The sequence below is a fragment of the Rubellimicrobium rubrum genome (assembly GCF_006152115.1).
Classification (GTDB): Bacteria; Pseudomonadota; Alphaproteobacteria; order Rhodobacterales; family Rhodobacteraceae; genus Rubellimicrobium; species Rubellimicrobium rubrum.
Genome location: NZ_VDFU01000035.1, coordinates 1 through 21,816 on the forward strand (window position 1 = coordinate 1; position 21,816 = coordinate 21,816).

Here is a 21,816-nt window from a genome sequence, read left to right on the forward strand (position 1 = left end):
CCATGGTCCACGTGACCAATGGTCCCAATGTTCACGTGCGGTTTGTTCCGCTCGAACTTCGCCTTCGCCATAGTGGCTTCTCCTGTTCGTCAGAATTCCAGCGGCCCTGAGACCGGTGTCTAAGATCGGAAGGGCGCCGCAGGCAGCGCCCCACCGCGCCGTCAGGCGTACTTCTTCTGGATCTCTTGCGAGATGTTCTCGGGCACGGGCTCGTAATGATCGAACTGCATCGTGAACTGCGCCCGACCCGATGTCATGGAACGCAGCGTGTTGATGTAGCCGAACATGTTGGCCAGCGGGACGAACGCGTTGATGACATTCGCGTTGCCGCGTGAGTCCTGCCCCTGCACCATGCCCCGGCGCGAGGTCAGGTCGCCGATCACCCCACCCGTGTAGTCCTCGGGAGTCACAACCTCGACCTTCATGATCGGCTCAAGGAGCTTGGCGCCGGCCTTCTTGAGACCCTCTCGCATGCACATACGCGACGCGATCTCAAAGGCCAGAACCGAGGAGTCGACGTCGTGGTACTTGCCGTCGGTGAGCGACACCTTGAAGTCGATCACGGGAAAGCCGGCCAGCGGACCCGAGTCCATCACCGATTTTATGCCCTTCTCGACGCCCGGGATGTACTCCTTGGGCACTGTGCCGCCGACGATCTTGGACTCAAAGGAGTAGCCCTCGCCCGGCTCGGTTGGCTGGATGTGCAGCTTCACTTCGGCGAACTGGCCAGAACCGCCAGTCTGCTTCTTGTGAGTGTAGGTATGCTCGACCGCGTGACCGATGGTTTCGCGATAGGCCACCTGAGGCGCGCCGATGTTCGCCTCGACCTTGAACTCACGGCGCATGCGGTCGACGAGGATGTCGAGGTGAAGCTCGCCCATGCCCTTCATGATCGTTTGACCGGACTCGAAGTCGGTCTCGACGCGGAAGGACGGATCCTCGGCAGCCAAGCGAGCGAGGGCAATGCCCATCTTCTCCTGGTCGGCCTTGGTCTTGGGCTCGACGGCGATCTCGATAACCGGCTGCGGGAAGGTCATGGTTTCCAGCACGACCGGCGCCTTTTCGGAGCAGAGCGTGTCGCCGGTCGTCGTGTCCTTCAGGCCCGCGAGAGCGATGATGTCGCCAGCATAGGCTTCTTCGATCTCTTCCCGGTTGATGGCGTGCATCATCATCATCCGGCCCACGCGCTCTTTCTTCCCCTTGGTGGAGTTGAGCATGCCGTCGCCCTTCTTGAGGACGCCGGAATAGATGCGCGTAAACGTAAGCGATCCCACGAAGGGGTCGTTCATGATCTTGAAAGCCAGCGCCGAGAAGGGCTGCTCGTCATCGGCCGAACGGGGGATGTCCCGCGTTTCGGTCTCGTCGCCCGGACGGAAGCCCATGTAGGCGGGCACATCGAGCGGCGAGGGCAGGAAGTCGATGACGCAGTTGAGCATGGGCTGGACGCCCTTGTTCTTGAAGGCCGAGCCCGCCGTGACGGGGACGAACTTCATGGCCAGGCAACCCTTGCGGATCAGCTGGCGCAGCTTTTCGGCCGTAGGCTCCTCACCTTCGAGGTAGGCCTCCATGGCCTCGTCGTCCATCTCAACAGCGAGCTCCACCATCTTGCTGCGCCAGTCGGCGGCAAGCTCCTGAAGCTCGGGGCGAATGGGCTGGCGGGTCCAAGACGCACCGAGGTCCTCGCCCTTCCAGGTCCACTCTTCCATCGTGATCAGGTCGATGATGCCTTCGAGCTTGTCCTCGGCGCCGATCGGAAGCGCGACGGGGCACGGGGTCGCGCCCGTGCGGTCCTTGATCATGCGGACGCAGTTGAAGAAGTCCGCGCCGATCTTGTCCATCTTGTTGACGAACACGATCCGAGGAACTTCGTAACGGTCAGCCTGACGCCAGACGGTCTCGGTCTGGGGCTCCACGCCGGCGTTGGCGTCGAGCAGGCACACCGCACCGTCGAGCACGGCGAGCGAACGTTCGACTTCGATGGTGAAGTCGACGTGGCCGGGCGTGTCGATGATGTTGAAGCGGTGCTTGTCGCCGATATGCTCACCGGGGTTCTCGGTGCGCTCCCAGAATGTGGTCGTTGCGGCCGAGGTGATCGTGATCCCCCGCTCCTGCTCCTGCTCCATCCAGTCCATCGTCGCGGCGCCGTCATGGACTTCGCCGATCTTGTGGGACTTGCCGGTGTAGTAGAGGATGCGCTCGGTGGTAGTGGTCTTGCCGGCGTCGATATGCGCCATGATACCGAAGTTGCGGTACAGGCGCAGAGGATATTCGCGTGCCATGGTGGCCCCTTACCAGCGGTAGTGGCTGAACGCCTTGTTGGCGTCGGCCATCTTGTGGGTGTCCTCGCGCTTTTTCACCGCGGTGCCGCGGTTGTTCATCGCGTCCAGAAGCTCGCCGGCTAGGCGCTCTTCCATGGTGTTCTCGTTGCGCTTCTTGGACGCATCGATCAGCCAGCGGATGGCCAGAGCCTCGCGGCGCTCGGGGCGCACTTCGACGGGGACCTGGTAGGTCGCGCCACCGACGCGGCGCGAGCGGACCTCGACGGCGGGCTTGATGTTGTCCAAAGCTTCATGGAACACTTCCACGGGTTCGCGACGGATGCGGCCCTGGACGCGCTCGAAAGCATTGTAGACGATGGTCTCGGCAATCGACTTCTTGCCGTCGACCATCAGGTTGTTCATAAATTTTGAGACAACCCGGTCGCCGTACTTGGCGTCGGGCAGGATTTCGCGCTTCTCGGCGGCGTGACGACGGGACATCTCTTAGATCCTCACTTCGGACGCTTGGCGCCGTACTTCGACCGGCGCTGCTTGCGGTTCTTGACGCCTTGCGTGTCGAGCACGCCGCGCACGATATGGTAGCGCACGCCCGGAAGGTCCTTGATCCGGCCCCCGCGGATGAGCACGACAGAGTGCTCCTGAAGGTTGTGGCTTTCTCCCGGGATGTAGGAGATGACTTCGAACTGGTTGGTCAGGCGCACCTTGGCGACCTTCCGCATGGCCGAGTTCGGCTTCTTCGGAGTCGTCGTGTATACGCGGGTGCAGACACCGCGTTTCTGGGGGCAGCCTTCAAGGTGCTGCGATTTGGATCGTTCTACAGGGCGCTGCCGGGGTTTCCGGATCAGCTGCTGAATCGTCGGCATAGGGCTCTTTCCCGTTTCCTACCGTTCTGTGCCGCGGGCCCGAAGGGCTCCGCCGTCGATGAAGCCCCACGGCACGCGTGAAGCACAAAAAGCCCGCCCAGTTCACGCAACCTGCAGAACGGGGCGGTGGGGTTTCAGAGGATCGGGGCTTTGCCGGCCCGGATCGTGACCACTACATATTTTGGCACCCGGACCAAGGGCGTAGTTCGCCCGTCGTCGAGGTGCCGGGGAGATATGGGAATCGAACGTGGGTGTCAACACCATCCACGGTAGCGTCGGGAGCGCGGTCCTGCTCAAAGTCCCGCCCTCACCCAATCCGTCGGTTGCTTAGGGCTGACAGACGATCGATGGAAGCCGGTGCGCTGTTCTTCACTTCTTCGACATGTGTCGTCCCAAACCATCAGCGAGCGGCTTGCACGCGGCACCTGGGGCCGTGAGCTCTCGGCTTTGACAAAGGGCCCCCGTTTCCGAGGGCCCCCTCCCCTAATCATAACGAGCCGCGCGTTCAGTCCCGGCTTTCCGGCGTGTCCACCATGAGCGTCTCGAAAGCGTCGCCGTCCGAGAGGTCGGTTTGCTGCGGCGCGGCCAGCGCAACAGCCGCAGTGGCCTCCTCGCGGCGCTGCTCGATCACGGTCTGGTCGCGGTCGGTAGCGATCTTGCGGATGCGCGAGGTCGCTCCACCCGTACCGGCTGGGATCAGTCGGCCGACGATGACGTTCTCCTTGAGACCGACGAGCTTGTCCACTTTGCCCTGCACCGAAGCCTCGGTGAGGACCCTCGTCGTTTCCTGGAAGGACGCCGCCGAGATGAAGGAACGCGTCTGAAGGGACGCCTTGGTGATGCCGAGCAGGATCGGCCCCCCCTGCGCTGCCCGCCCGCCACGTGCGATGGCCTTGTCGTTGGCCTCGTCGAACTCGGCCTTGTCCACCGTCTCGCCCTTGAGCAGCACGGTGTCCCCGGAGTCCGAGATCTCCCACTTCTGCAGCATCTGACGGACGATGACCTCGATGTGCTTGTCGTTGATGCGCACACCCTGGAGGCGATAGACCTCCTGCACCTCGTTGATCATGTAGTCCGCCAGCGCCTCGACGCCGAGGATGGCGAGAATGTCGTGCGGGGCGGGGTTGCCGTCCATCACGTACTCACCCTTCTGGATGAGATCGCCTTCCTGCACGGGAATGTGCTTCCCTTTCGGGATCATGTATTCCCGCTTTTCCTGCTTCTCGTCGAGAGGCTCGATCGCGACGCGGCGCTTGTTCTTGTAATCCTTGCCGAACCGGACATAGCCGCTGATTTCCGCGATGATCGCGTGGTCCTTGGGACGACGCGCCTCGAAGAGTTCCGCGACCCGGGGAAGGCCCCCGGTAATGTCCTTGGTCCGGGCGCCTTCGCGCGGGATCCGCGCGATGACGTCGCCGGCCTGGATCTCCTGACCATCCTCGACCGAGAGCACAGCGTCCACCGACATCGGATAGGACACGGGGTTGCCCGCATCGTTCCGCACTGGCTGGCCGTCCGCATCGACGACGATGATCTCGGGCTTGAGATCGCCGCCCTTGGGCACGGAGCGCCAGTCGGACACGATGCGCTGGGTCATGCCCGTCGCCTCGTCCGTGTCCTCCCGGACCGAGATGCCGCTCACGAGATCGACGTAGCGCGCCACGCCGCCCTTTTCCGCAATGATCGGCAAGGTGTAGGGGTCCCATTCGAACAGCTTGGCGCCACGTTCAACGCGCTGGCCGTCCTTCACGAAGACCTTGGTGCCGTAGCCCACCTTGTGCTGGGCCCTCTCCTCGCCTTGGTCGTCGACGATCGCCACGACCATGTTCCGGCCCATGACGATCTGGTCGCCCGAGGCATTGATGAGGACGTTGGCGTTGCGGAACTGGATGGTTCCGGTCTGGCTCGCCTCGAGGAAGGACTGCTGCCCGCCCTGCGCCACGCCTCCGATGTGGAACGTCCGCATGGTGAGCTGGGTCCCCGGCTCCCCGATGGACTGGGCCGCGATGATCCCGACGGCTTCGCCGATGTTCACCATCGTGCCCCGCGCCAGGTCACGGCCATAGCAGGCCGCGCAGACACCATCGTCGCTTTCGCAGGTCAGCGGCGAGCGGATGCGCATCCGGCTGACGCCCGAGGTCTCGATGATGTCGGCGCGACGCTCGTCGATGAGCTCGCCCGCAGCCACCAGGATCTCGTCGGAGCCGGGACGCAGAACGTCATCAGCAGCCACGCGGCCGAGCACCCGCTCGGCGAGCGAGGACACGACCTCTCCATCATTGACGGCGGCCGTCGCGGTGATCGCGCGATCGGTGCCGCAATCCTGGATGCGGATGATGCAGTCCTGGGCCACGTCCACGAGACGCCGGGTGAGATACCCGGAGTTCGCGGTCTTGAGCGCGGTGTCCGACAGGCCCTTGCGGGCGCCGTGTGTGGAGTTGAAGTACTCCAGCACGGTCAGGCCTTCCTTGAAGTTCGAGATGATCGGCGTCTCGATGATCTCGCCCGAAGGCTTGGACATCAGGCCGCGCATCCCACCCAGTTGCTTCATCTGCGTGACCGAGCCACGCGCACCGGAATGGGCCATCATGTAGACCGAGTTCGGCTCCATGGCGGCGCCATTCGCGTCTTTCTTGACCGCGGAGATGGTCTCCATCATCGCGGCGGTGACCTTGTCGTTGCACTTCGACCAGGCGTCCACGACCTTGTTGTACTTTTCGCCCTGAGTGATCAGGCCGTCCATGTACTGCTGTTCGAAGTCCTTGACCTGCTCGCGGGTCTCCTCGACGAGCTCCCACTTCGCCTGGGGCACGACCATGTCGTCCTTGCCGAAGGAGATGCCAGCCCGGAAGGCCTCCTTGAAGCCCGCGCCCATGATCTGGTCGCAGAAAATGACCGACTCCTTCTGGCCGCAGTAGCGGTAAACGGTGTCGATGACCTGCTGGACTTCCTTCTTGCGCAGAAGGCGGTTGACCAAGCTGAACGGCGCCTTGGCGTTCAGCGGCAGGAGGTTCCCCAGCCGCAGGCGACCCGGCGTGGTCTCAACGCGTTGCCAGACCTCGTTGCCTTCGTCGTCGATCTGCTTGATCCGCGCCGTGATCTTGGCGTGCAGATGCACGACCCCGGCGGTCAGCGCCTGCTCGACCTCGTCGATGTCGGTGAAGACCATGCCTTCGCCCGGCATGCCCTCGCGCTCGATCGTGGTGTAGTAAAGACCAAGCACCATGTCCTGCGACGGCACGATGATCGGGCTGCCGTTGGCGGGCGACAGCACGTTGTTCGTGGACATCATCAAGACGCGGGCCTCGAGCTGGGCTTCCAGCGAGAGGGGGACGTGAACGGCCATCTGGTCGCCGTCGAAGTCGGCGTTGAACGCCGAGCAGACGAGCGGGTGCAGCTGGATCGCCTTGCCTTCGATCAGGATGGGCTCGAAGGCCTGGATGCCGAGCCGGTGCAGCGTGGGCGCACGGTTCAGCAGAACCGGGTGTTCGCGGATGACCTCATCGAGGATGTCCCAAACCTCGGGACGCTCCTTCTCTACAAGCTTCTTGGCCTGCTTGACGGTGCTGGAAAGCCCCTTGGCTTCAAGACGCGAGTAGATGAACGGCTTGAACAGCTCGAGAGCCATCTTCTTGGGCAGGCCGCACTGGTGCAGCTTCAGTTCCGGACCGGTCACGATGACCGAACGGCCCGAGAAGTCCACGCGCTTGCCGAGCAGGTTCTGACGGAACCGGCCCTGCTTGCCCTTAAGCATATCGGACAGCGATTTCAGCGGACGCTTGTTGGCGCCGGTGATGACGCGGCCACGACGGCCGTTGTCGAAGAGCGCGTCCACCGACTCCTGAAGCATCCGCTTCTCGTTGCGGACGATGATGTCGGGCGCCCGCAACTCGATCAGCCGCTTGAGGCGGTTGTTCCGGTTGATGACCCGGCGGTAGAGGTCGTTGAGGTCGGACGTCGCGAAACGACCACCGTCAAGCGGCACCAGGGGGCGCAGCTCGGGCGGGATCACCGGGACGACGGTCATGATCATCCACTCGGGCCGGTTGCCCGACTCGATGAACGACTCGACGATCTTGAGCCGCTTGATGATCTTCTTGGGCTTCAGTTCCCCAGTGGCTTCCTTCAGCTCCTCGCGAAGACGCTCGGCCTCTCCGTCGAGGTCGATGGCGGCCAGCATCTCGCGGATGGCTTCCGCGCCAATGTTCGCCTGGAAGGCGTCGGCCCCGTACTGGTCCTGCGCATCGAGGAACTGCTCCTCGGTCAACAGTTGGTTCTGCTGAAGGTCGGTCAGGCCCGGCTCGATGACGACGTACTGCTCGAAGTAAAGGATCCGCTCCAGGTCACGGAGCGTCATGTCGAGCATGAGGCCGATCCGCGAGGGGAGCGACTTCAGGAACCAGATATGCGCGACCGGGGCGGCGAGCTCGATATGGCCCATCCGCTCGCGGCGTACCTTCTGTAGCGTCACTTCCACGCCGCACTTCTCGCAGACGACTCCGCGATACTTCATGCGCTTGTACTTGCCGCACAGGCACTCGTAGTCCTTGATCGGCCCGAAAATGCGCGCGCAGAACAGGCCGTCACGCTCCGGCTTGAACGTACGGTAGTTGATGGTTTCCGGCTTTTTGATCTCGCCAAAGGACCAGGACAGGATGCGCTCGGGCGACGCCAGCGAAACGCGGATCTCGTCGAAGGTCTTGGCAGGGGTCAGGGGGTTGAACGGGTTGTTCGTCAGTTCCTGGTTCATCTCATTCCCTTCCGGGGGCCGATGGAAGTGGGGACAAGGACGGCCCCCCGCAAGGGGCCGTCCCGAAGCCGTGAGGAGAGGTCACTCCTCCGTCTCCGCGTCCAAGAGTTCCATGTTGAGGCCGAGGCCCCTGACTTCCTTGACGAGAACGTTGAACGATTCCGGCACGCCGGCCTCGAAGTTGTCCTCGCCCTTGACGATCGACTCGTAGACCTTGGTCCGGCCCGCCACGTCGTCCGACTTCACGGTCAGCATCTCCTGCAGCGTGTAGGCGGCGCCGTAGGCTTCGAGGGCCCAGACCTCCATCTCGCCGAAGCGCTGGCCGCCGAACTGCGCCTTGCCGCCCAGCGGTTGCTGGGTGACGAGGGAGTACGGACCGGTCGAACGCGCGTGGATCTTGTCGTCCACCAAGTGGTGCAGCTTGAGCAGGTACTTCACGCCCACGGTGACGGGACGCGAGAACTGCTCACCGGTGCGGCCGTCGAACAGGACCGACTGGCCCGAGGTGTCGAAGCCCGCGCGGGTCAGCGCGTCGTTGACGTCGTGCTCCTTGGCGCCGTCGAAGACGGGGGTCGCGATCGGCACGCCGGTCACCACCGTCTCGGCTGCGTTGACCACGGTGTCCTCGTCCATGGAGGCCATGGCCTCCTCGTAGGCTTCCTCGCCATAGGCGATGCGCATGGCCTCGCGAACGGGGGTGAGGTCGCCGGACCGGCGGTACTCGCTCAGCGCTTCGTCGATCTGGATGCCCAGACCGCGCGAGGCCCAGCCCATGTGCGTCTCGAGGATCTGCCCGACGTTCATCCGCGACGGCACGCCGAGCGGGTTGAGGCAGAAGTCCACAGGCGTGCCGTCCGCCAGGAACGGCATGTCCTCGATCGGCACCACGCGGGAGATGACGCCCTTGTTGCCGTGACGACCGGCCATCTTGTCGCCGGGCTGCAGCTTGCGCTTCACGGCCACGAAGACCTTGACCATCTTCATCACGCCGGGGGGCAGGTCGTCGCCGCGACGGACCTTCTCGACCTTGTCCTCGAAGCGGGCGTCGAGTGTGCGCTTCTGCACCTCGTACTGCTCGTTCAGGGCCTCGACGATCTTGGCGTCGGCCTCGTCGGCCAGCGCGAACTGCCACCAGGCGCCGCGACCGATGTCGGACAGCGACTCCTCGGTGACCACCGAGTTGGACTTGAAGCCGCGCGGTCCCTTCACGGCGGTCTTGCCGAAAAGGACGCCACGGAGACGCGCATAGATGTTGCGGTCGAGGATGGCGAGCTCGTCGTCCCGGTCACGGGCCAGACGCTCGACTTCCTCGCGCTCGATCTGCAGCGCACGCTCGTCCTTGTCGACGCCGTGGCGGTTGAACACCCGCACCTCGACGACCGTACCGAAGTCGCCCGGGGGCAGCCGGAGCGAGGTGTCGCGAACGTCGGACGCCTTTTCACCGAAGATGGCGCGAAGGAGCTTCTCCTCTGGTGTCATCGGGCTTTCGCCCTTCGGGGTGATCTTGCCCACGAGGATGTCACCCGGGCCGACTTCGGCACCGATGTAGACGATCCCGGCCTCGTCGAGGTTGCGGAGCGCTTCCTCGCCGACGTTCGGTATGTCCCGCGTGATCTCCTCGGGCCCGAGCTTGGTGTCGCGGGCCGCGACCTCGAACTCCTCGATGTGGATGGACGTGAACACGTCATCCTGCACGATCCGTTCGGAGATGAGGATGGAGTCCTCGTAGTTGTAGCCGTTCCAGGGCATGAACGCGACGACCACGTTCTTGCCGAGGGCCAGTTCGCCCAGATCGGTCGAGGGACCGTCCGCGATGACCTCGCCACGCGCGACCCGGTCGCCCACCTTCACCAGCGGACGCTGGTTGATGCAGGTGTTCTGGTTCGAGCGCTGGAACTTGCGCATCCGGTAGATGTCGACCCCGGCATCGCCGAGCTCGAGATCCTCGGTCGCGCGGACCACGATACGGGTCGCGTCAACTTGGTCGATGATGCCGCCGCGACGGGCCATGATGGCCGCCCCGGAGTCACGCGCCACGACTTCCTCGATGCCGGTCCCGACAAGCGGAGCCTCGGCCTGGAGGAGCGGCACGGCCTGACGCTGCATGTTCGAGCCCATGAGCGCACGGTTCGCGTCGTCGTTTTCAAGGAACGGGATCAGCGAGGCCGCGACAGAGACGAGCTGCTTGGGCGACACGTCGATGAGGTCCACCTGCTCGCGCGGGGCGAGGGTGTAGTCACCGGCCTGCCGAGTGTTGACGAGCTCGTTCGCAAAGCCGCCTTCCTCGGTGAGGTTGGCGTTGGCCTGCGCCACGACGTGGCGCATTTCCTCGGTCGCCGACATGTACTGCACGTCGTCCGTGACCTTGCCGTCGGTCACCTTGCGGTACGGGGTCTCGATGAAGCCGTACTTGTTCACGCGGGCGTAGGTGGCCAGCGAGTTGATCAGGCCGATGTTCGGACCTTCCGGTGTCTCGATCGGGCACATTCGGCCATAGTGGGTCGGGTGCACGTCGCGAACCTCGAAGCCCGCACGCTCGCGCGTCAGGCCGCCCGGCCCAAGGGCCGAGAGACGACGCTTGTGCGTGACCTCGGACAGCGGGTTGGTCTGGTCCATGAACTGCGACAGCTGCGAGGAGCCGAAGAACTCCCGCACTGCGGCCGCGGCGGGCTTCGCGTTGATCAGGTTCTGCGGCATCTCCGTGTCGATATCGACCGACGACATCCGCTCCTTGATGGCGCGCTCCATGCGGAGCAGGCCGACGCGATACTGGTTTTCCATCAGCTCGCCGACCGAGCGTACCCGGCGGTTACCGAGGTGGTCGATATCGTCGATCTCGCCCTTGCCGTCGCGCAGTTCCACCAATGCCTTGATACAAGCGATGATGTCGTCGCGATCGAGCGTGCGCTGTGTGTCAGGCTTCTGGAGGTCCAGACGCATGTTCATCTTCACGCGGCCGACGGCGGACAGGTCGTACCGCTCCTTGTCGAAGAACAGCGTGTCGAACAGCGCTGATGCGGCCTCGACGGTCGGCGGCTCGCCCGGGCGCATGACGCGGTAGATGTCCATGAGCGCGGTGTCGCGGCCCATGTTCTTGTCCGCAGCCATCGTGTTCCGGATGTATGGGCCGACGTTGATGTTGTCGATGTCGAGCACGGCGATGCTCGTGAAGCCGGCATCGAGCAGGGCCTTGACGGTACCGCCGATGACCTCTCCGTCGCGGTCCACCTCGAGGGTGAGCTCATCGCCCGCCTCGACATAGATGGCGCCGGTTTCCTCGTTGATGATGTCGTAGGCGACGTAGCGGCCCTGGATCGACTTGAAGGGCACCAGAAGCTCGGTGACCTTGCCCTCGTCCTGCAGCTTCTTGACCATGCGCGGCGTGACCTTGTCGCCAGCCTTGGCGATGACCTCACCTGTGGCGGCGTCGATCAGGTCATGGGTGGGGCGGGTGCCGCGGGCGCGTTCGGGGAAGAACTTGGTGACCCACTGGTGCGTCTTGGGCTCGAGCCGGAACTCCACGGGCTTGTAGTAGGCCGACATGATCGCTTCCTGGTCCATGCCCAAGGCATAGAGAAGCGTCGTCACCGGCAGCTTCCGGCGGCGGTCGATGCGCGAATACACGAGGTCCTTGGCGTCGAATTCGAAGTCAAGCCAGGAGCCGCGATACGGGATGATCCGGCAAGCGAACAGCAGCTTGCCCGACGAGTGGGTCTTGCCTTTGTCATGGTCGAAGAACACGCCGGGGGACCGGTGCATCTGGGACACGATGACCCGCTCGGTGCCGTTCACGATGAACGTGCCGTTCGGCGTCATGAGGGGCATGTCCCCCATGAAGACTTCCTGGTCCTTGAAGTTCTTGACGGTCTTGGCGCCGGTGATCTCGTCCACTTCGTACACGATCAGCCGCAGCGTCACCTTCAGCGGCGCGGCATAGGTCATGTCACGCGCCTGGCATTCGTCCACGTCGTACTTGGGCTTCTCAAGCTCATATTTCACGAACTCGAGACGGGCAGTGCCGTTGAAGTCCTCGATGGGAAAGACGGACTGGAACACGCCCTGGATGCCTTCGCCGTCATTCGGCTTTTCGCCGTCGCCGGACTTCAGGAACAGGTCGTAGGAGGATTTCTGAACCTCGATGAGGTTCGGCATCTCCAGCACTTCACGGATCTTGCCGTAGTACTTGCGGAGGCGCTTCTGGCCGCGGACGGACTGGGGCATGAGCGTCATCACCTATGTCTCTGCGAGGGGGGCTCCGCCGGGGCCGCGGCGCCCTCCCCTGTGAGAGCGGATTGTCGGAGGTCCATCCGAAGCCGCCTTCCCAAGGGCGACCTCTCGACCCGTTCGACCGATCCAAAGAGCCGGTTCCGCAGAACCGGCCATTAAGACGGGTCAGGCTGGAGCCGCCGTGCGGCAGCCCCAGCCCGGTTTGACTTAGTGAAATGCGCGGCTGCGCAAGTCCATTAGGCCAGCTCGACCTTGGCACCAGCCTCTTCGAGCTTCTTCTTCATGGTCTCGGCATCGGCCTTGGACACGCCTTCCTTGACCTTGCCACCGGCTTCCACGAGGTCCTTGGCTTCCTTGAGGCCAAGGCCCGTGATCGCGCGGACTTCCTTGATCACGTTGATCTTCTGAGCGCCGGCGTCCTTGAGGACGACGTCGAACTCGGTCTTCTCTTCCTCGGCCGGGGCGGCCGCGGCGGGACCGGCGGCCATCATGACGGCGCCACCGGCGGCCGGCTCGATGCCGTACTGGTCCTTGAGGATCTGCTTCAGCTCTTGGGCTTGCAGCAGGGTAAGGCCAACGATTTGTTCGGCCAGTTGGTTCAGATCAGCCATTTGTGCTTTCCGTTTAGATTAGGGTTCCAACGCAAGGGGCATAAGACCCCCGCGGCATCACGTCGCTGCTCAGGCGGCTTTCTCTTCAATCGTGGAGAGAATGCCTGCGATGTTCGCGGCAGGCGCACCGATCGCCCCGGCCAGTTGCGCGGCGGGCGCACCGATGCAGGCCACGATGGAAGCGATAAGCTCCTCGCGGGACGGCAGCGATGCGACAGCCTTGACCCCAGCCGGGTCAAGCGCCGCGTTCCCCATGGCCCCACCCAGGACGATGAACTTGTCGTTCGTCTTGGCGTAGGCGTCGACCACCTTGGCCGCAGCCACGGGGTCTTCGGAATAGGAGAACACGGTCATGCCCGTGAGAAGAGAAGCCATGCTAGCAGCGGGCTTTCCCTCAAGGGCGATCTTGGCGAGCTTGTTCTTGGCCACGCGAACGGAGCCACCCGCGTCGCGCATGCGCGCGCGGAGGTCCTGCATCTGTGCAACCGTCATGCCTTCGTAGTGGGCAACCACCACGACGCCAGAGCTTTCGAAGATCTGGCCGAGTTCCTCGACCACTTTCTCTTTCTTGGCTCTATCCACAGTTTCACTCCAAGTTGGGGTTTCCCCCGGCTCATGATGCGACCTCTCGGAGAAGAGGCCGCGTTCGGGTCCTTGTTACGGAATCCGAGCCGCAGATCGCCCGCCCCGAGGCCAACAGCCTCCAAACGGAAATCCTGGTCTCGCGTCCCGTCTCAGGAAGGATTTGCAGGGCTTCCCCCTACCCTCCGTCTCGGACAGGACGGGGCCTTGTCAGGCCCCGCCAGACCCCTTCGCCCGGAAGGCGAAGCGGAATTTCGATCACGCGTTGCCAGTGGCAGACGCGAGGTCGACCGACACGCCCGGACCCATGGTCGAAGCGATCGAGACCTTCTTGAGATAGGCGCCCTTGGCCCCGGTGGGCTTGGCCCGCTGGACGGCATCCACGAAGGCGCGGATGTTCTCGGCCAGCTTATCGGCATCGAACGAGGCCTTGCCGACGCCGGCATGCACCACACCGGCCTTCTCGACCTTGAACTGCACCTGACCACCCTTCGCGGCGCGAACGGCTTCGGCCACATCGGGGGTCACGGTGCCGATCTTGGGGTTCGGCATCAGGTTGCGCGGGCCCAGGATCTTACCCAGGCGACCGACGATCGGCATCATGTCCGGGCTGGCGATGCAACGATCGAAGTCGATCGTGCCGCCCTGGATCGTCTGCATCAGGTCCTCGGCGCCGACGATGTCCGCGCCGGCAGCACGGGCCTGGTCAGCTTTTTCGCCACGAGCGAAGACCGCCACGCGGACGGTCTTACCGGTGCCGTTGGGCAGCGTGACCGTGCCACGGACCATCTGGTCGGCATGGCGGGGATCGACGCCCAGGTTGAGCGCGATCTCGACGGTCTCGTCGAACTTCGCGGAGGCGTTCGCCTTCACGAGTTCTACGGCTGCCTGGACGGGCAGGTTGTCCTGGCCCTCGAAGGCGGCGCGGGCGGAACGGAGTCTCTTGCCAAGCTTCGCCATGATCAGCCCTTCACCTCGATACCCATGGACTTCGCCGAACCCATGATCGTCTGCATGGCCGCTTCGACGGAGATCGCGTTCAGGTCCTTCATCTTAGCGGTCGCGATTTCGCGCACCTGCGCGAGTGTCACGCTGCCGGCGACTTCCTTGCCCGGACGGGTCGAGGCCTTCGGGCGGTTACGCTTGCCCACGGGCTTCAGGCCAGCGGCCTTCTTGAGGAAGTAGGACGCGGGGGGCGTCTTCAACTCGAGCGAGAAAGACTTGTCCGCGTAATAGGTGATCACGACTGGCGTCGGGGCGCCTGCCTCGATGTCGGCCGTTCTGGCGTTGAATTCCTTCACGAACGCCATGATGTTGATCCCGCGCTGACCGAGCGCGGGGCCGACCGGCGGGGATGGGTTCGCCTGCTGGGCCTTCACCTGCAGCTTCAACGAACCGATGACTTTCTTGGCCATGTGGCCTCTCCTTCATCGTGGGGGACAGGCCCCCTTGTCCAACTCCCGATCCGGCGCGCCGGGCGGGCCTTCGTTGCGTGGTCCGGGTCCGGAGCCGCGGCCCCCTTCCCTCCCACGGACCCCGTCAGGGGCCGTCCGCTCAGGAGAGTTTCGTCACCTGAGAGAATTCCAGATCGACCGGGGTGGCCCGGCCGAAGATCGACACCGACACCTTGAGGCGCTGATGCTCCTCATCCACACCCTCGACCATGCCGTCGAAGTCCTCGAACGGGCCGTCGTTGACCTTGACCCGCTCCCCGATCTCGAAGCGGATGAGGTTGCGCGGCGCGACCTCGCCTTCGTCGACACGGTTCAGGATCGCATTCACTTCGCTGTCCCGCATCGGCATCGGCTTGCCCTGTGGGCCAAGGAAGCCCGTGACGCGGGGGATGGACGTGATCAGATGGTAGGTATCGTCCGATAATTCCATATGCACGAGCACATAGCCCGGCATGAAGCGACGCTCGGCCTGGACCTTCTTGCCGCGACGCATCTCGATGACCTCTTCGGTCGGAACGAGAACCTCGTCGAGCCGTTCCTGAAGACCCTTCTCGGCCGCCTTGGCGCGGATCTGCTCGGCGATCTTCTTCTCGAAGTTCGAGAGGACCGAGACCGAATACCAGCGTTTCGCCATGTCTGCCGCACCCATCGCCCGACCGGCGTTCGCCGGAGCATTCCCTTGGGGACCCAAGCCCCCGCTTCAAATGAAAAGGGGGCGCCTGCACGATTCGCCGCGCCCACGCCCACTTGTCCAAAGCCCGCCGCTCTTACGCCCCTCGGTGGTCGAGCGCAAGAGGCACCGTCAGCTTCCGAAGTAGGACAGGATCCCAGTCAGGCCGCTGCGGATCAGCAGATCCACGAGGCTGAAGAAGACCGCGGCCAACGCAGCCAGCACCAGGACCATCGCCGTGGTCAGCACCACCTCACGCCGCGTGGGCCAGACGACCTTGCCGACCTCTGCGCGGGTCTGGTTGATGAAATCGACTGGATTGGTGGCCATCGACGGATCCTCCGGGCGGAACCCGCGCCACATACGCGGTGACCGGCTCAAGCGCAAGCCCGAGGGTCAGTCGGCCCCGGCGAACGGAAAGCGCCCCAGCGCGTCCCAGGGCCCGCCCATGTAGCGCCAAAGTAAGAGACCCTCGGCCCAGGCTTCGAATGGCACGAAGACGGTTTGCAGTCGGGCCAGCGTCTCACGGGCGTCGGCCGGAGTCACCTTGTTCTGCACGGTCACATGAGGCTTCCAGGGCTGGAGGTCCTGGGCGGTGAGCCAGGGGCGCCACTGGCGGGCCAAGTCCCTGCGCAGGTCGGCGATGGCCGAGGCCTCCATCCGGTACGCCACGCCTTTGCCCAAAGAGAAAAGGCCCGTCACCCGCACCGGCATTGGCCCCAGGACGGCACAAGCAGCCCCCAGAGTGGCGAGGATGTCCTGCTCGGCGGAACCGGGCAGGTGATGGAACAGGGTGACATGCGCGGGGATCCGGTTCAGCCGAGCCGGGAAATGGGCGCGCCGTTCCCGGTCGAAGCGGGCAAAGCTGTCCGGGTCGAGCGCGAGCGTAAGGATCAGGGGCTCCTCGCCCGGCCCCTCGGTCCTGTTGTCCACTGCCATGGCGCCCTCCTCCGGTTCGCCCTACGGGGCGGGCCGACCTTCGCCGTCACAATGCGCGGAGAGGGAAGAGGTTCAGGCAGCGCCTGGCAGGATGTCGCGCAACCGAAGGAACGGCTCGGCCGCCGAACGGCCCAGGTCACGGCGCAGAACCTCGGACGCGAAGTAGGCCTCGGCCGCGCGGCGAAGGACCATGAAGGTATCCCCTTCGGCCACCTGCATGCGACCGAGCACCGCAGGGGTCAGCGCGCCCGGAGCCAGCGAGGTCGCGACCGTCATGCAGGCGGCGACGTCCGCCACCACCGTCTCCCCATCGTCGCCGGGAGCCAATTCGGCGGAGGGCACGCCCGCGATGCGCATCGCGTTCCGCTGTCGCTGGTACGCCGTCATGAAGGTCTGCGCGATCTGGCGCGCGCGCCGGGTGGTCAGATCGGAAATCTCGGCCATAGGATGGGCTCCATGCTCCGGACCAGCCTAGCGGGAGATCGGAGCAGCAAGCGTTCGAAGCGAAGGCAGGATTGTGTCAATCGCCGGTTGTGGCGGCCCTGCCGCATTCTGGCCCGTGCCCTGCACCTTTTGCGTGCGACACGCGCATGCCAAGCCTCGTCGACGTCATGTCAATCAGCAGGGCAGCGGCCCGACTCGCGCGAGGCGGCTGGGACCGACAGCCCCCAGCCTCTAAAGCGGTGCGCTGCGATGACCCTTCCTTCTCCCCTTGCGTTCACTTGCCGGTCCGGCCGCACGAGGACCTGGCCCTCGGCTTGGCAGGCTCGGGCCTGCGCCCAAGCGATGGCTGGCCTACGGGATAGGGGCGATGGCAACCGGGCGAAGGCCGCGTCGCCCGGAAAATAGCGTCGCGCCAGGAGAAGAGCCGGCGTGACGCACAAGCAGTGCCGAGGGGGTCAGGACGCAGGCGCCCCCTCCCCTGCCCCTCTGACGGCCCACCCTGGCTTCAGGGATGGGCGCCTGCGCCCGCCGCTCTCAAATGTCGAAGTTGGTCGGCAGGACCACGACGTCGCGGATGGTGACATTGCGCGGCCGGGTCAGCATGAACATCACCGCATCCGCTACTTCCTTGGGCTCGATGAGGCTGCCGCTTTCCTTGGCCTTCCTAAGGTTCTCCTCGGGCCAGTCGGCCAGGAGCGCGCTGATCACCGGGCCCGGCGACACCGAGCCTACACGAACGCCATGCTTGTTCAGTTGCCGCCGCATGGCCTGGACAAAGCTGTTCATCGCCCATTTCGAGGCGGAATAGACGGGCTCCCACGGAATCGCGCTGTGGCCCGCGACAGAGCTGGTGACGATGATGTCGCCGGTCCCGCGTTCGATCATGTGCGGGATCACCGAATGGACGTTCTTCATCACCACGTTGACGTTCAGGTTGAGCATCCGGTCGATCGTCTCCGGCGTCGTCTCGGTCAGGTCGCCGCCGATGTAGGTGCCGGCGTTGGCATGCAGGATGTCGAGCTGGCCCGCCTTCTCGAGGACGCCGTCCAAGAGGGTCGCGCAACTGGCGGGGTCGAGAAGATCGATCTTGAGCGGGATCGCCGCTGCGCCGTGCTTCTCGGCTAGGGCGGCAAGGGCCCGTTCGTCCCGATCGACCAGGACGACCCTGGCCCCGGCGGCCATCATCGCCTCGGCGCTGGCAAGCCCGATGCCCGACGCCGCTCCCGTTATGGCCGCGACCTTGCCTTCCAGTTCATTCGCCATGGTATGCTCCCTTTGATGCGAAGCCGTCCCCCGACGGCCTGAATGTGGCACCCTTTGGACCAAGGGTGCCGGATGGCTGGTTCAAGTGAGTGCAGGCCGGCCGGGCGCCCGGCTCGCCGGACCGGCGCGCAGCGACCTCATGGAAGTGGCCTCGGATGGCATTCACGATCCTTTTGCAGCAGATGGCCTGATCCCTCAGGCGAGGCAGGCCCGGTGATAGGCCGTCAGGCTCTGCCCGACCCGCCAGACCAAGACCTCCTGCGGGTCGAGCGGCGTTTCGGCGAACTGCGTTCCGGCGGGCATGTGCTGCCACAGGAGCGGCAGTGGAACCTGTTGACCTTTCAGCGTGCCGAGAAGGCGCTCGACCGCCGCCTGCGCCTCCGGGGTGGCCCAGTAGTAACGGATGCGGTCGGACAAGGAGTAGTGTCGAAGGGTCCGTGCGTCTGGTCCGCCAGGGTCGTAGTGGCGGTTCCAGTGTCCGGGCTCCGCGAGCATGACCGACTCCATGGCTTGGAACAGCGGCCGTTCGCCGTAGCCGGGCACGAGGTCGCTCGCGATGAGATCCAGTGCGTAGAGAGCTTCGCGCAGGACGAAGGTGAGCTCCGGCCCGACCTTCAGGAGGGCGAAGCCGTCCTGCACCAACTCCCGCAAGGGTCCGGTCCCCTGGTAATCGGTGGAATGCGCCTCGAAGACCAGTCCCGGCTCTTCGCCGAGCATGCCGATGAGGTTTTGGGCCTTGGCGCGGTCATAGGGGATGACGTTGCGGTTGCCGAACTCCACGCCGGGCTGAACCACGAGGCCGATCACCCGGTCGAAGGCATCCGACAATCCCTGGCTCTGGAACACCTCCCGGTGGACGGCGATCGTCGTGCGGGCCGCTTCGGCCGTGGTGGGTGCGATGTGGTCGAGGGCGTGGTCGGCCCCGCCCGGAGGCGGAACCTCGGTGCCGATGATGTAGACGGGCATCGGACCTTCGGCGGCCCTTGCGGCCCGCTCGGCCACCCAGGCGAGCCGAACGGCGCGGCGGGCGGTCGCCTCGTCGTCGAGAGCGGGCGGCTCGCCGGCGCAGCCCATGGAAGCGTCGAGATGCAGCTTGCGGAAGCCGGCCGCGACATAGGCCTCCACCATTCGTTCGGCATCGGCCATGGCTTCCTGGGCAGGACGGTCCCGCCAGGGGTTGGGCCCCAGGTGGTCGCCGCCCAGGACCACCTGCTCCGGCGGGCAGCCCTCCTCGCGGGCGATCCCCTGGACCAGCGCCGCGAAGTCATGGGGCTGCATGCCCGTGTAGCCGCCCTGGTGATTGACCTGATTGCAGGTGGCCTCGACCAGCACGGTCGCGCCCGTCTCCCGCCCGTGTCGCAGGGCGGCCCGCAGAACGATCGGATGTGCGGAGCAGACCGAGGTGATGCCCTGCGGCGTTCCCGCGCGACGAAGGCTGGCCAGTTGGTCAAGGGTCACGGGCATCAGATCCGCCTCGGTGTGTTCGCAATGAAGGCGTCGAGTTCGGCGCGGGTCCCGGCCCCTTCCATGGGGCCGCGGACAGTGACGTTGCGAGCCCCGGCGGCGCTGGCATAGGTGAGCGCCTCGACGGGGCCCATCCCCAGCCGGCGGCAGGCGACATAAGCCCCGCCGAAGCAGTCGCCGGCCCCGGTCGGATCGACCTCGTCCACCACAAAGGCGGGGGCGTCGGTGCGGGTGCCGTCCACCAGGAAGCAGGTGGCCCCCTTGGCGCCGCGCTTCATCACGATCTCGGACACTCCCATGCCGAGAAGCCTGGCGATCGCGGCGGCCTCACCCTCGACACCCGCGGCGCGCTCCAGCTCCGGGCCCGAGGGGAGCAGCAGGTCCGACATCGCCACCAGCCGGGCGAACCGGTCCTCGGTTTCGGCGTCGTAGCGCAGTTCCTTGCGAAGGTTGGGGTCCAGCGACACGGACCCGCCGCGTCCCTTGATGATCCCTGCCGCCTTCTCGATGACCGACCAGGCGCTGGGCATGGCCAAAGCCGACCCCATGACGTGCAGGTGCCCCGACCGTTCGATGAGCGCCTGAACCTTTGGGGTCCAGCCAAAGCGGGCGGCGGCGGAGCGGGCGATGTTGAAGACAAAGTCCCGCGAACCGTCCAAGCGGTACCGGACAAAGGCGCTGCCGGTCGGATAGTCGGGATCCACCGCGATCCCCGAGATGTCGGCGCCGTCACGCGCCAGCCGTGCCGTGTTCACCCGGCCGAAGTCGTCGGCTCCCACGGCCCCGATCATCGCCGCCGACCCGCCCATGCGGGCGCATTGATCGATGAAGATGGCCGGCGCCCCGCTGGGGAATGGCCCGATTAGGTCTAAGGGCTCCAGGAACCCGTCACCGGCGGTGGTCGCCATGATCTCCACAAGGATCTCGCCCACGCATACCGTGGGCCCAAGGGAGTCTGGCGCCAACCTGTTTGCGTCAGCCATGGCCAATCACCTCCTGCGTCATGCCGGGCCCGCTGCCTTAGCCGCTGCATCATCGGCCGAATGCTCGCTTTCGAGCGACAAGTAACGCTGGTGAAGCTTGCAGGCCGCCCCGAAGGCCGCCCCCATCTCGGGCGCTTCATGCACCAGGATCTCGGGCACGGGAAAGGTCGGCGCTTGGCCAGCCCTGATGTAGATCGCCACCCGGGCGGCCACCATGGGATAGAGCGCGGCAACCGAGCCGCCCAGGACAATGCGGTCGGGGTCGATGAAGCGGCCGGTCTGAACGATGGCGAAGGCCAGATGACGAGCCCACTCCTCGGCGATGGCGACCGCCTGGGGCGCCCGGTCGCGGACGTCGGCCAGAAACCCCCCCAAGGTCGCATCCGCGCGCCCGGACGCTGTTCGGTGGCGGGTCAACAGCCGCTCGAGGCCGATCAGCTCCTCCAACTCCTGACCGCTCCCTTCGGGGATCTGGATATGGCCGATCTCTCCAGCCAGTCCGTGCGCGCCCTGGAAGAGCTTGCCATCGATCACGATGCCACCGCCGACCCCGCTCTCGATCACGAGGAACAGCGTGACGCCGCTTCGACCGTAGCCACGCTTGTAGCCTTCGCCGATGGCGAAGGCGTTGGCGTCGTTCTCCACGAGGACGGGCATGCCTGCAGGAAGCGCGGCGCGGGCGAGGCTTTGCAGATCCACGTCCCGCCAGCCCAGGATCGGCGCGATCCTGAGATGCCCATGAACGTCCATCTGGCCCGGCACGGCCAGGCCGAATCCTTCGCATCGTTCGGCCATCCCCGGGGGGATCTCCTCCAGCGCCAGTTGAGCCGCGCGGCGGACCACCTCGGGCGCGGACACCGATCGCCCGTCGAACGGCACCACGCGGGACGTCCGGATATCCGCGTTGAGGTCGATGCAGACGGTCGTGATATGCTCCACACCGATCTCCGCTCCTAGGAAGACGGCAGCCTCGGGCACCAGTTCGAGAAGGATGCCGGGGCGGCCTGCCCGCACGGGCGCGGTCCGGTCGGGTTTGTCCTCGGACACCTCCCTGACCAGCGCGCCTTCGGTCAGGTCTGCCACGATGTGACCCGACGATGATCGGTTCAGCCCAAGATGCCGCGCGAGTTCCGCGCGGCTCAGCCGTCCATGAGTGAAGAGCGCCTTCAGCGCCGCGGCCGCATTAGCCTGACGAATCCGCCGGGGCGTGCTGGTGATGGCGGCGAGGTCGATCATCTGGCGTGCCAGATGTCCATTCTTGGCGTCGGTCGACCTATCGGGCCCATG

At 65.2% G+C, this 21,816-nt stretch carries 17 protein-coding genes; all 17 read right to left on the reverse strand.

The window, feature by feature from the left end:
• Positions 1 to 161: 161 nt before the first annotated feature.
• A complete protein-coding gene (gene fusA, locus FHG66_RS18655) occupies positions 162 to 2,279 on the reverse strand; it encodes an elongation factor G (protein WP_139078565.1) in 2,118 nt (705 codons plus the stop codon).
• A 9-nt stretch (positions 2,280 to 2,288) separates the two neighbouring features.
• Positions 2,289 to 2,759 (reverse strand): 30S ribosomal protein S7, encoded by a 471-nt coding sequence (gene rpsG / locus FHG66_RS18660; protein WP_139078566.1) that lies wholly within the window; start codon positions 2,757 to 2,759, stop codon positions 2,289 to 2,291.
• Positions 2,760 to 2,770: 11 nt separating this feature from the next.
• The gene (gene rpsL, locus FHG66_RS18665) at positions 2,771 to 3,142 is read right to left on the reverse strand and encodes a 30S ribosomal protein S12 (RefSeq protein ID WP_139078567.1); all 372 of its coding nucleotides are present in this window, start codon (positions 3,140 to 3,142) and stop codon (positions 2,771 to 2,773) included.
• Between the two features lie 505 nt (positions 3,143 to 3,647).
• A complete protein-coding gene (gene rpoC / locus FHG66_RS18670) occupies positions 3,648 to 7,892 on the reverse strand; it encodes a DNA-directed RNA polymerase subunit beta' (RefSeq protein WP_139078568.1) in 4,245 nt (1,414 codons plus the stop codon).
• Positions 7,893 to 7,973: 81 nt separating this feature from the next.
• Positions 7,974 to 12,113, reverse strand: coding sequence for a DNA-directed RNA polymerase subunit beta (gene rpoB, locus FHG66_RS18675; RefSeq protein ID WP_139078569.1), 4,140 nt, complete (start codon positions 12,111 to 12,113; stop codon positions 7,974 to 7,976).
• 242 nt (positions 12,114 to 12,355) lie between these two features.
• Entirely contained in the window at positions 12,356 to 12,730 is a 375-nt protein-coding gene (gene rplL, locus FHG66_RS18680) for a 50S ribosomal protein L7/L12 (RefSeq protein ID WP_139078570.1), read from the reverse strand.
• A gap of 69 nt (positions 12,731 to 12,799) precedes the next feature.
• Positions 12,800 to 13,312 (reverse strand): 50S ribosomal protein L10, encoded by a 513-nt coding sequence (gene rplJ, locus FHG66_RS18685; RefSeq protein ID WP_139078571.1) that lies wholly within the window; start codon positions 13,310 to 13,312, stop codon positions 12,800 to 12,802.
• A 258-nt stretch (positions 13,313 to 13,570) separates the two neighbouring features.
• A complete protein-coding gene (rplA, locus tag FHG66_RS18690) occupies positions 13,571 to 14,272 on the reverse strand; it encodes a 50S ribosomal protein L1 (protein ID WP_139078572.1) in 702 nt (233 codons plus the stop codon).
• Between the two features lie 2 nt (positions 14,273 to 14,274).
• Positions 14,275 to 14,727, reverse strand: coding sequence for a 50S ribosomal protein L11 (gene rplK / locus FHG66_RS18695; RefSeq protein WP_139078573.1), 453 nt, complete (start codon positions 14,725 to 14,727; stop codon positions 14,275 to 14,277).
• A 139-nt stretch (positions 14,728 to 14,866) separates the two neighbouring features.
• Entirely contained in the window at positions 14,867 to 15,400 is a 534-nt protein-coding gene (gene nusG / locus FHG66_RS18700; protein ID WP_139078574.1) for a transcription termination/antitermination protein NusG, read from the reverse strand.
• 168 nt (positions 15,401 to 15,568) lie between these two features.
• Complete coding sequence (gene secE / locus FHG66_RS18705) at positions 15,569 to 15,766, reverse strand: preprotein translocase subunit SecE (protein WP_139078575.1); 198 nt, start codon at positions 15,764 to 15,766, stop codon at positions 15,569 to 15,571.
• A 66-nt stretch (positions 15,767 to 15,832) separates the two neighbouring features.
• Entirely contained in the window at positions 15,833 to 16,375 is a 543-nt protein-coding gene (locus tag FHG66_RS18710; protein ID WP_139078576.1) for a 2'-5' RNA ligase family protein, read from the reverse strand.
• Positions 16,376 to 16,447: 72 nt separating this feature from the next.
• Positions 16,448 to 16,819, reverse strand: a complete 372-nt coding sequence (locus FHG66_RS18715) for a hypothetical protein (RefSeq protein ID WP_139078577.1) — start codon at positions 16,817 to 16,819, stop codon at positions 16,448 to 16,450.
• A gap of 534 nt (positions 16,820 to 17,353) precedes the next feature.
• Positions 17,354 to 18,082 (reverse strand): SDR family oxidoreductase, encoded by a 729-nt coding sequence (locus tag FHG66_RS18720; RefSeq protein ID WP_139078578.1) that lies wholly within the window; start codon positions 18,080 to 18,082, stop codon positions 17,354 to 17,356.
• Between the two features lie 195 nt (positions 18,083 to 18,277).
• Positions 18,278 to 19,546, reverse strand: coding sequence for a D-tagatose-bisphosphate aldolase, class II, non-catalytic subunit (locus tag FHG66_RS18725; protein ID WP_139078579.1), 1,269 nt, complete (start codon positions 19,544 to 19,546; stop codon positions 18,278 to 18,280).
• Positions 19,546 to 20,529, reverse strand: a complete 984-nt coding sequence (locus tag FHG66_RS18730) for a tagatose kinase (RefSeq protein ID WP_139078580.1) — start codon at positions 20,527 to 20,529, stop codon at positions 19,546 to 19,548. The genes FHG66_RS18725 and FHG66_RS18730 overlap by 1 nt, the downstream gene beginning before the upstream one ends.
• A gap of 18 nt (positions 20,530 to 20,547) precedes the next feature.
• On the reverse strand, positions 20,548 to 21,765 hold the full coding sequence (locus tag FHG66_RS18735; protein WP_139078581.1) for an ROK family protein: 1,218 nt from the start codon (positions 21,763 to 21,765) through the stop codon (positions 20,548 to 20,550).
• Positions 21,766 to 21,816: the final 51 nt, after the last annotated feature.

Bases quoted from the DNA above. Each gene is read 5' to 3' on its own strand.
- FHG66_RS18735 (WP_139078581.1), bottom strand. From the start codon at position 21,765: ATGATCGACCTCGCCGCCATCACCAGCACGCCCCGGCGGATTCGTCAG.
- rpoC (WP_139078568.1), bottom strand. From the start codon at position 7,892: ATGAACCAGGAACTGACGAACAACCCGTTCAACCCCCTGACCCCTGCC.
- FHG66_RS18715 (WP_139078577.1), bottom strand. From the start codon at position 16,819: ATGGCCGAGATTTCCGATCTGACCACCCGGCGCGCGCGCCAGATCGCG.
- rplL (WP_139078570.1), bottom strand. From the start codon at position 12,730: ATGGCTGATCTGAACCAACTGGCCGAACAAATCGTTGGCCTTACCCTG.
- nusG (WP_139078574.1), bottom strand. From the start codon at position 15,400: ATGGCGAAACGCTGGTATTCGGTCTCGGTCCTCTCGAACTTCGAGAAG.
- rpsL (WP_139078567.1), bottom strand. From the start codon at position 3,142: ATGCCGACGATTCAGCAGCTGATCCGGAAACCCCGGCAGCGCCCTGTA.
- rpsG (WP_139078566.1), bottom strand. From the start codon at position 2,759: ATGTCCCGTCGTCACGCCGCCGAGAAGCGCGAAATCCTGCCCGACGCC.
- fusA (WP_139078565.1), bottom strand. From the start codon at position 2,279: ATGGCACGCGAATATCCTCTGCGCCTGTACCGCAACTTCGGTATCATG.
- FHG66_RS18710 (WP_139078576.1), bottom strand. From the start codon at position 16,375: ATGGCAGTGGACAACAGGACCGAGGGGCCGGGCGAGGAGCCCCTGATC.
- rplA (WP_139078572.1), bottom strand. From the start codon at position 14,272: ATGGCGAAGCTTGGCAAGAGACTCCGTTCCGCCCGCGCCGCCTTCGAG.
- FHG66_RS18730 (WP_139078580.1), bottom strand. From the start codon at position 20,529: ATGGCTGACGCAAACAGGTTGGCGCCAGACTCCCTTGGGCCCACGGTA.
- FHG66_RS18720 (WP_139078578.1), bottom strand. From the start codon at position 18,082: ATGGCGAATGAACTGGAAGGCAAGGTCGCGGCCATAACGGGAGCGGCG.
- rpoB (WP_139078569.1), bottom strand. From the start codon at position 12,113: ATGCCCCAGTCCGTCCGCGGCCAGAAGCGCCTCCGCAAGTACTACGGC.
- FHG66_RS18725 (WP_139078579.1), bottom strand. From the start codon at position 19,546: ATGCCCGTGACCCTTGACCAACTGGCCAGCCTTCGTCGCGCGGGAACG.
- secE (WP_139078575.1), bottom strand. From the start codon at position 15,766: ATGGCCACCAATCCAGTCGATTTCATCAACCAGACCCGCGCAGAGGTC.
- rplK (WP_139078573.1), bottom strand. From the start codon at position 14,727: ATGGCCAAGAAAGTCATCGGTTCGTTGAAGCTGCAGGTGAAGGCCCAG.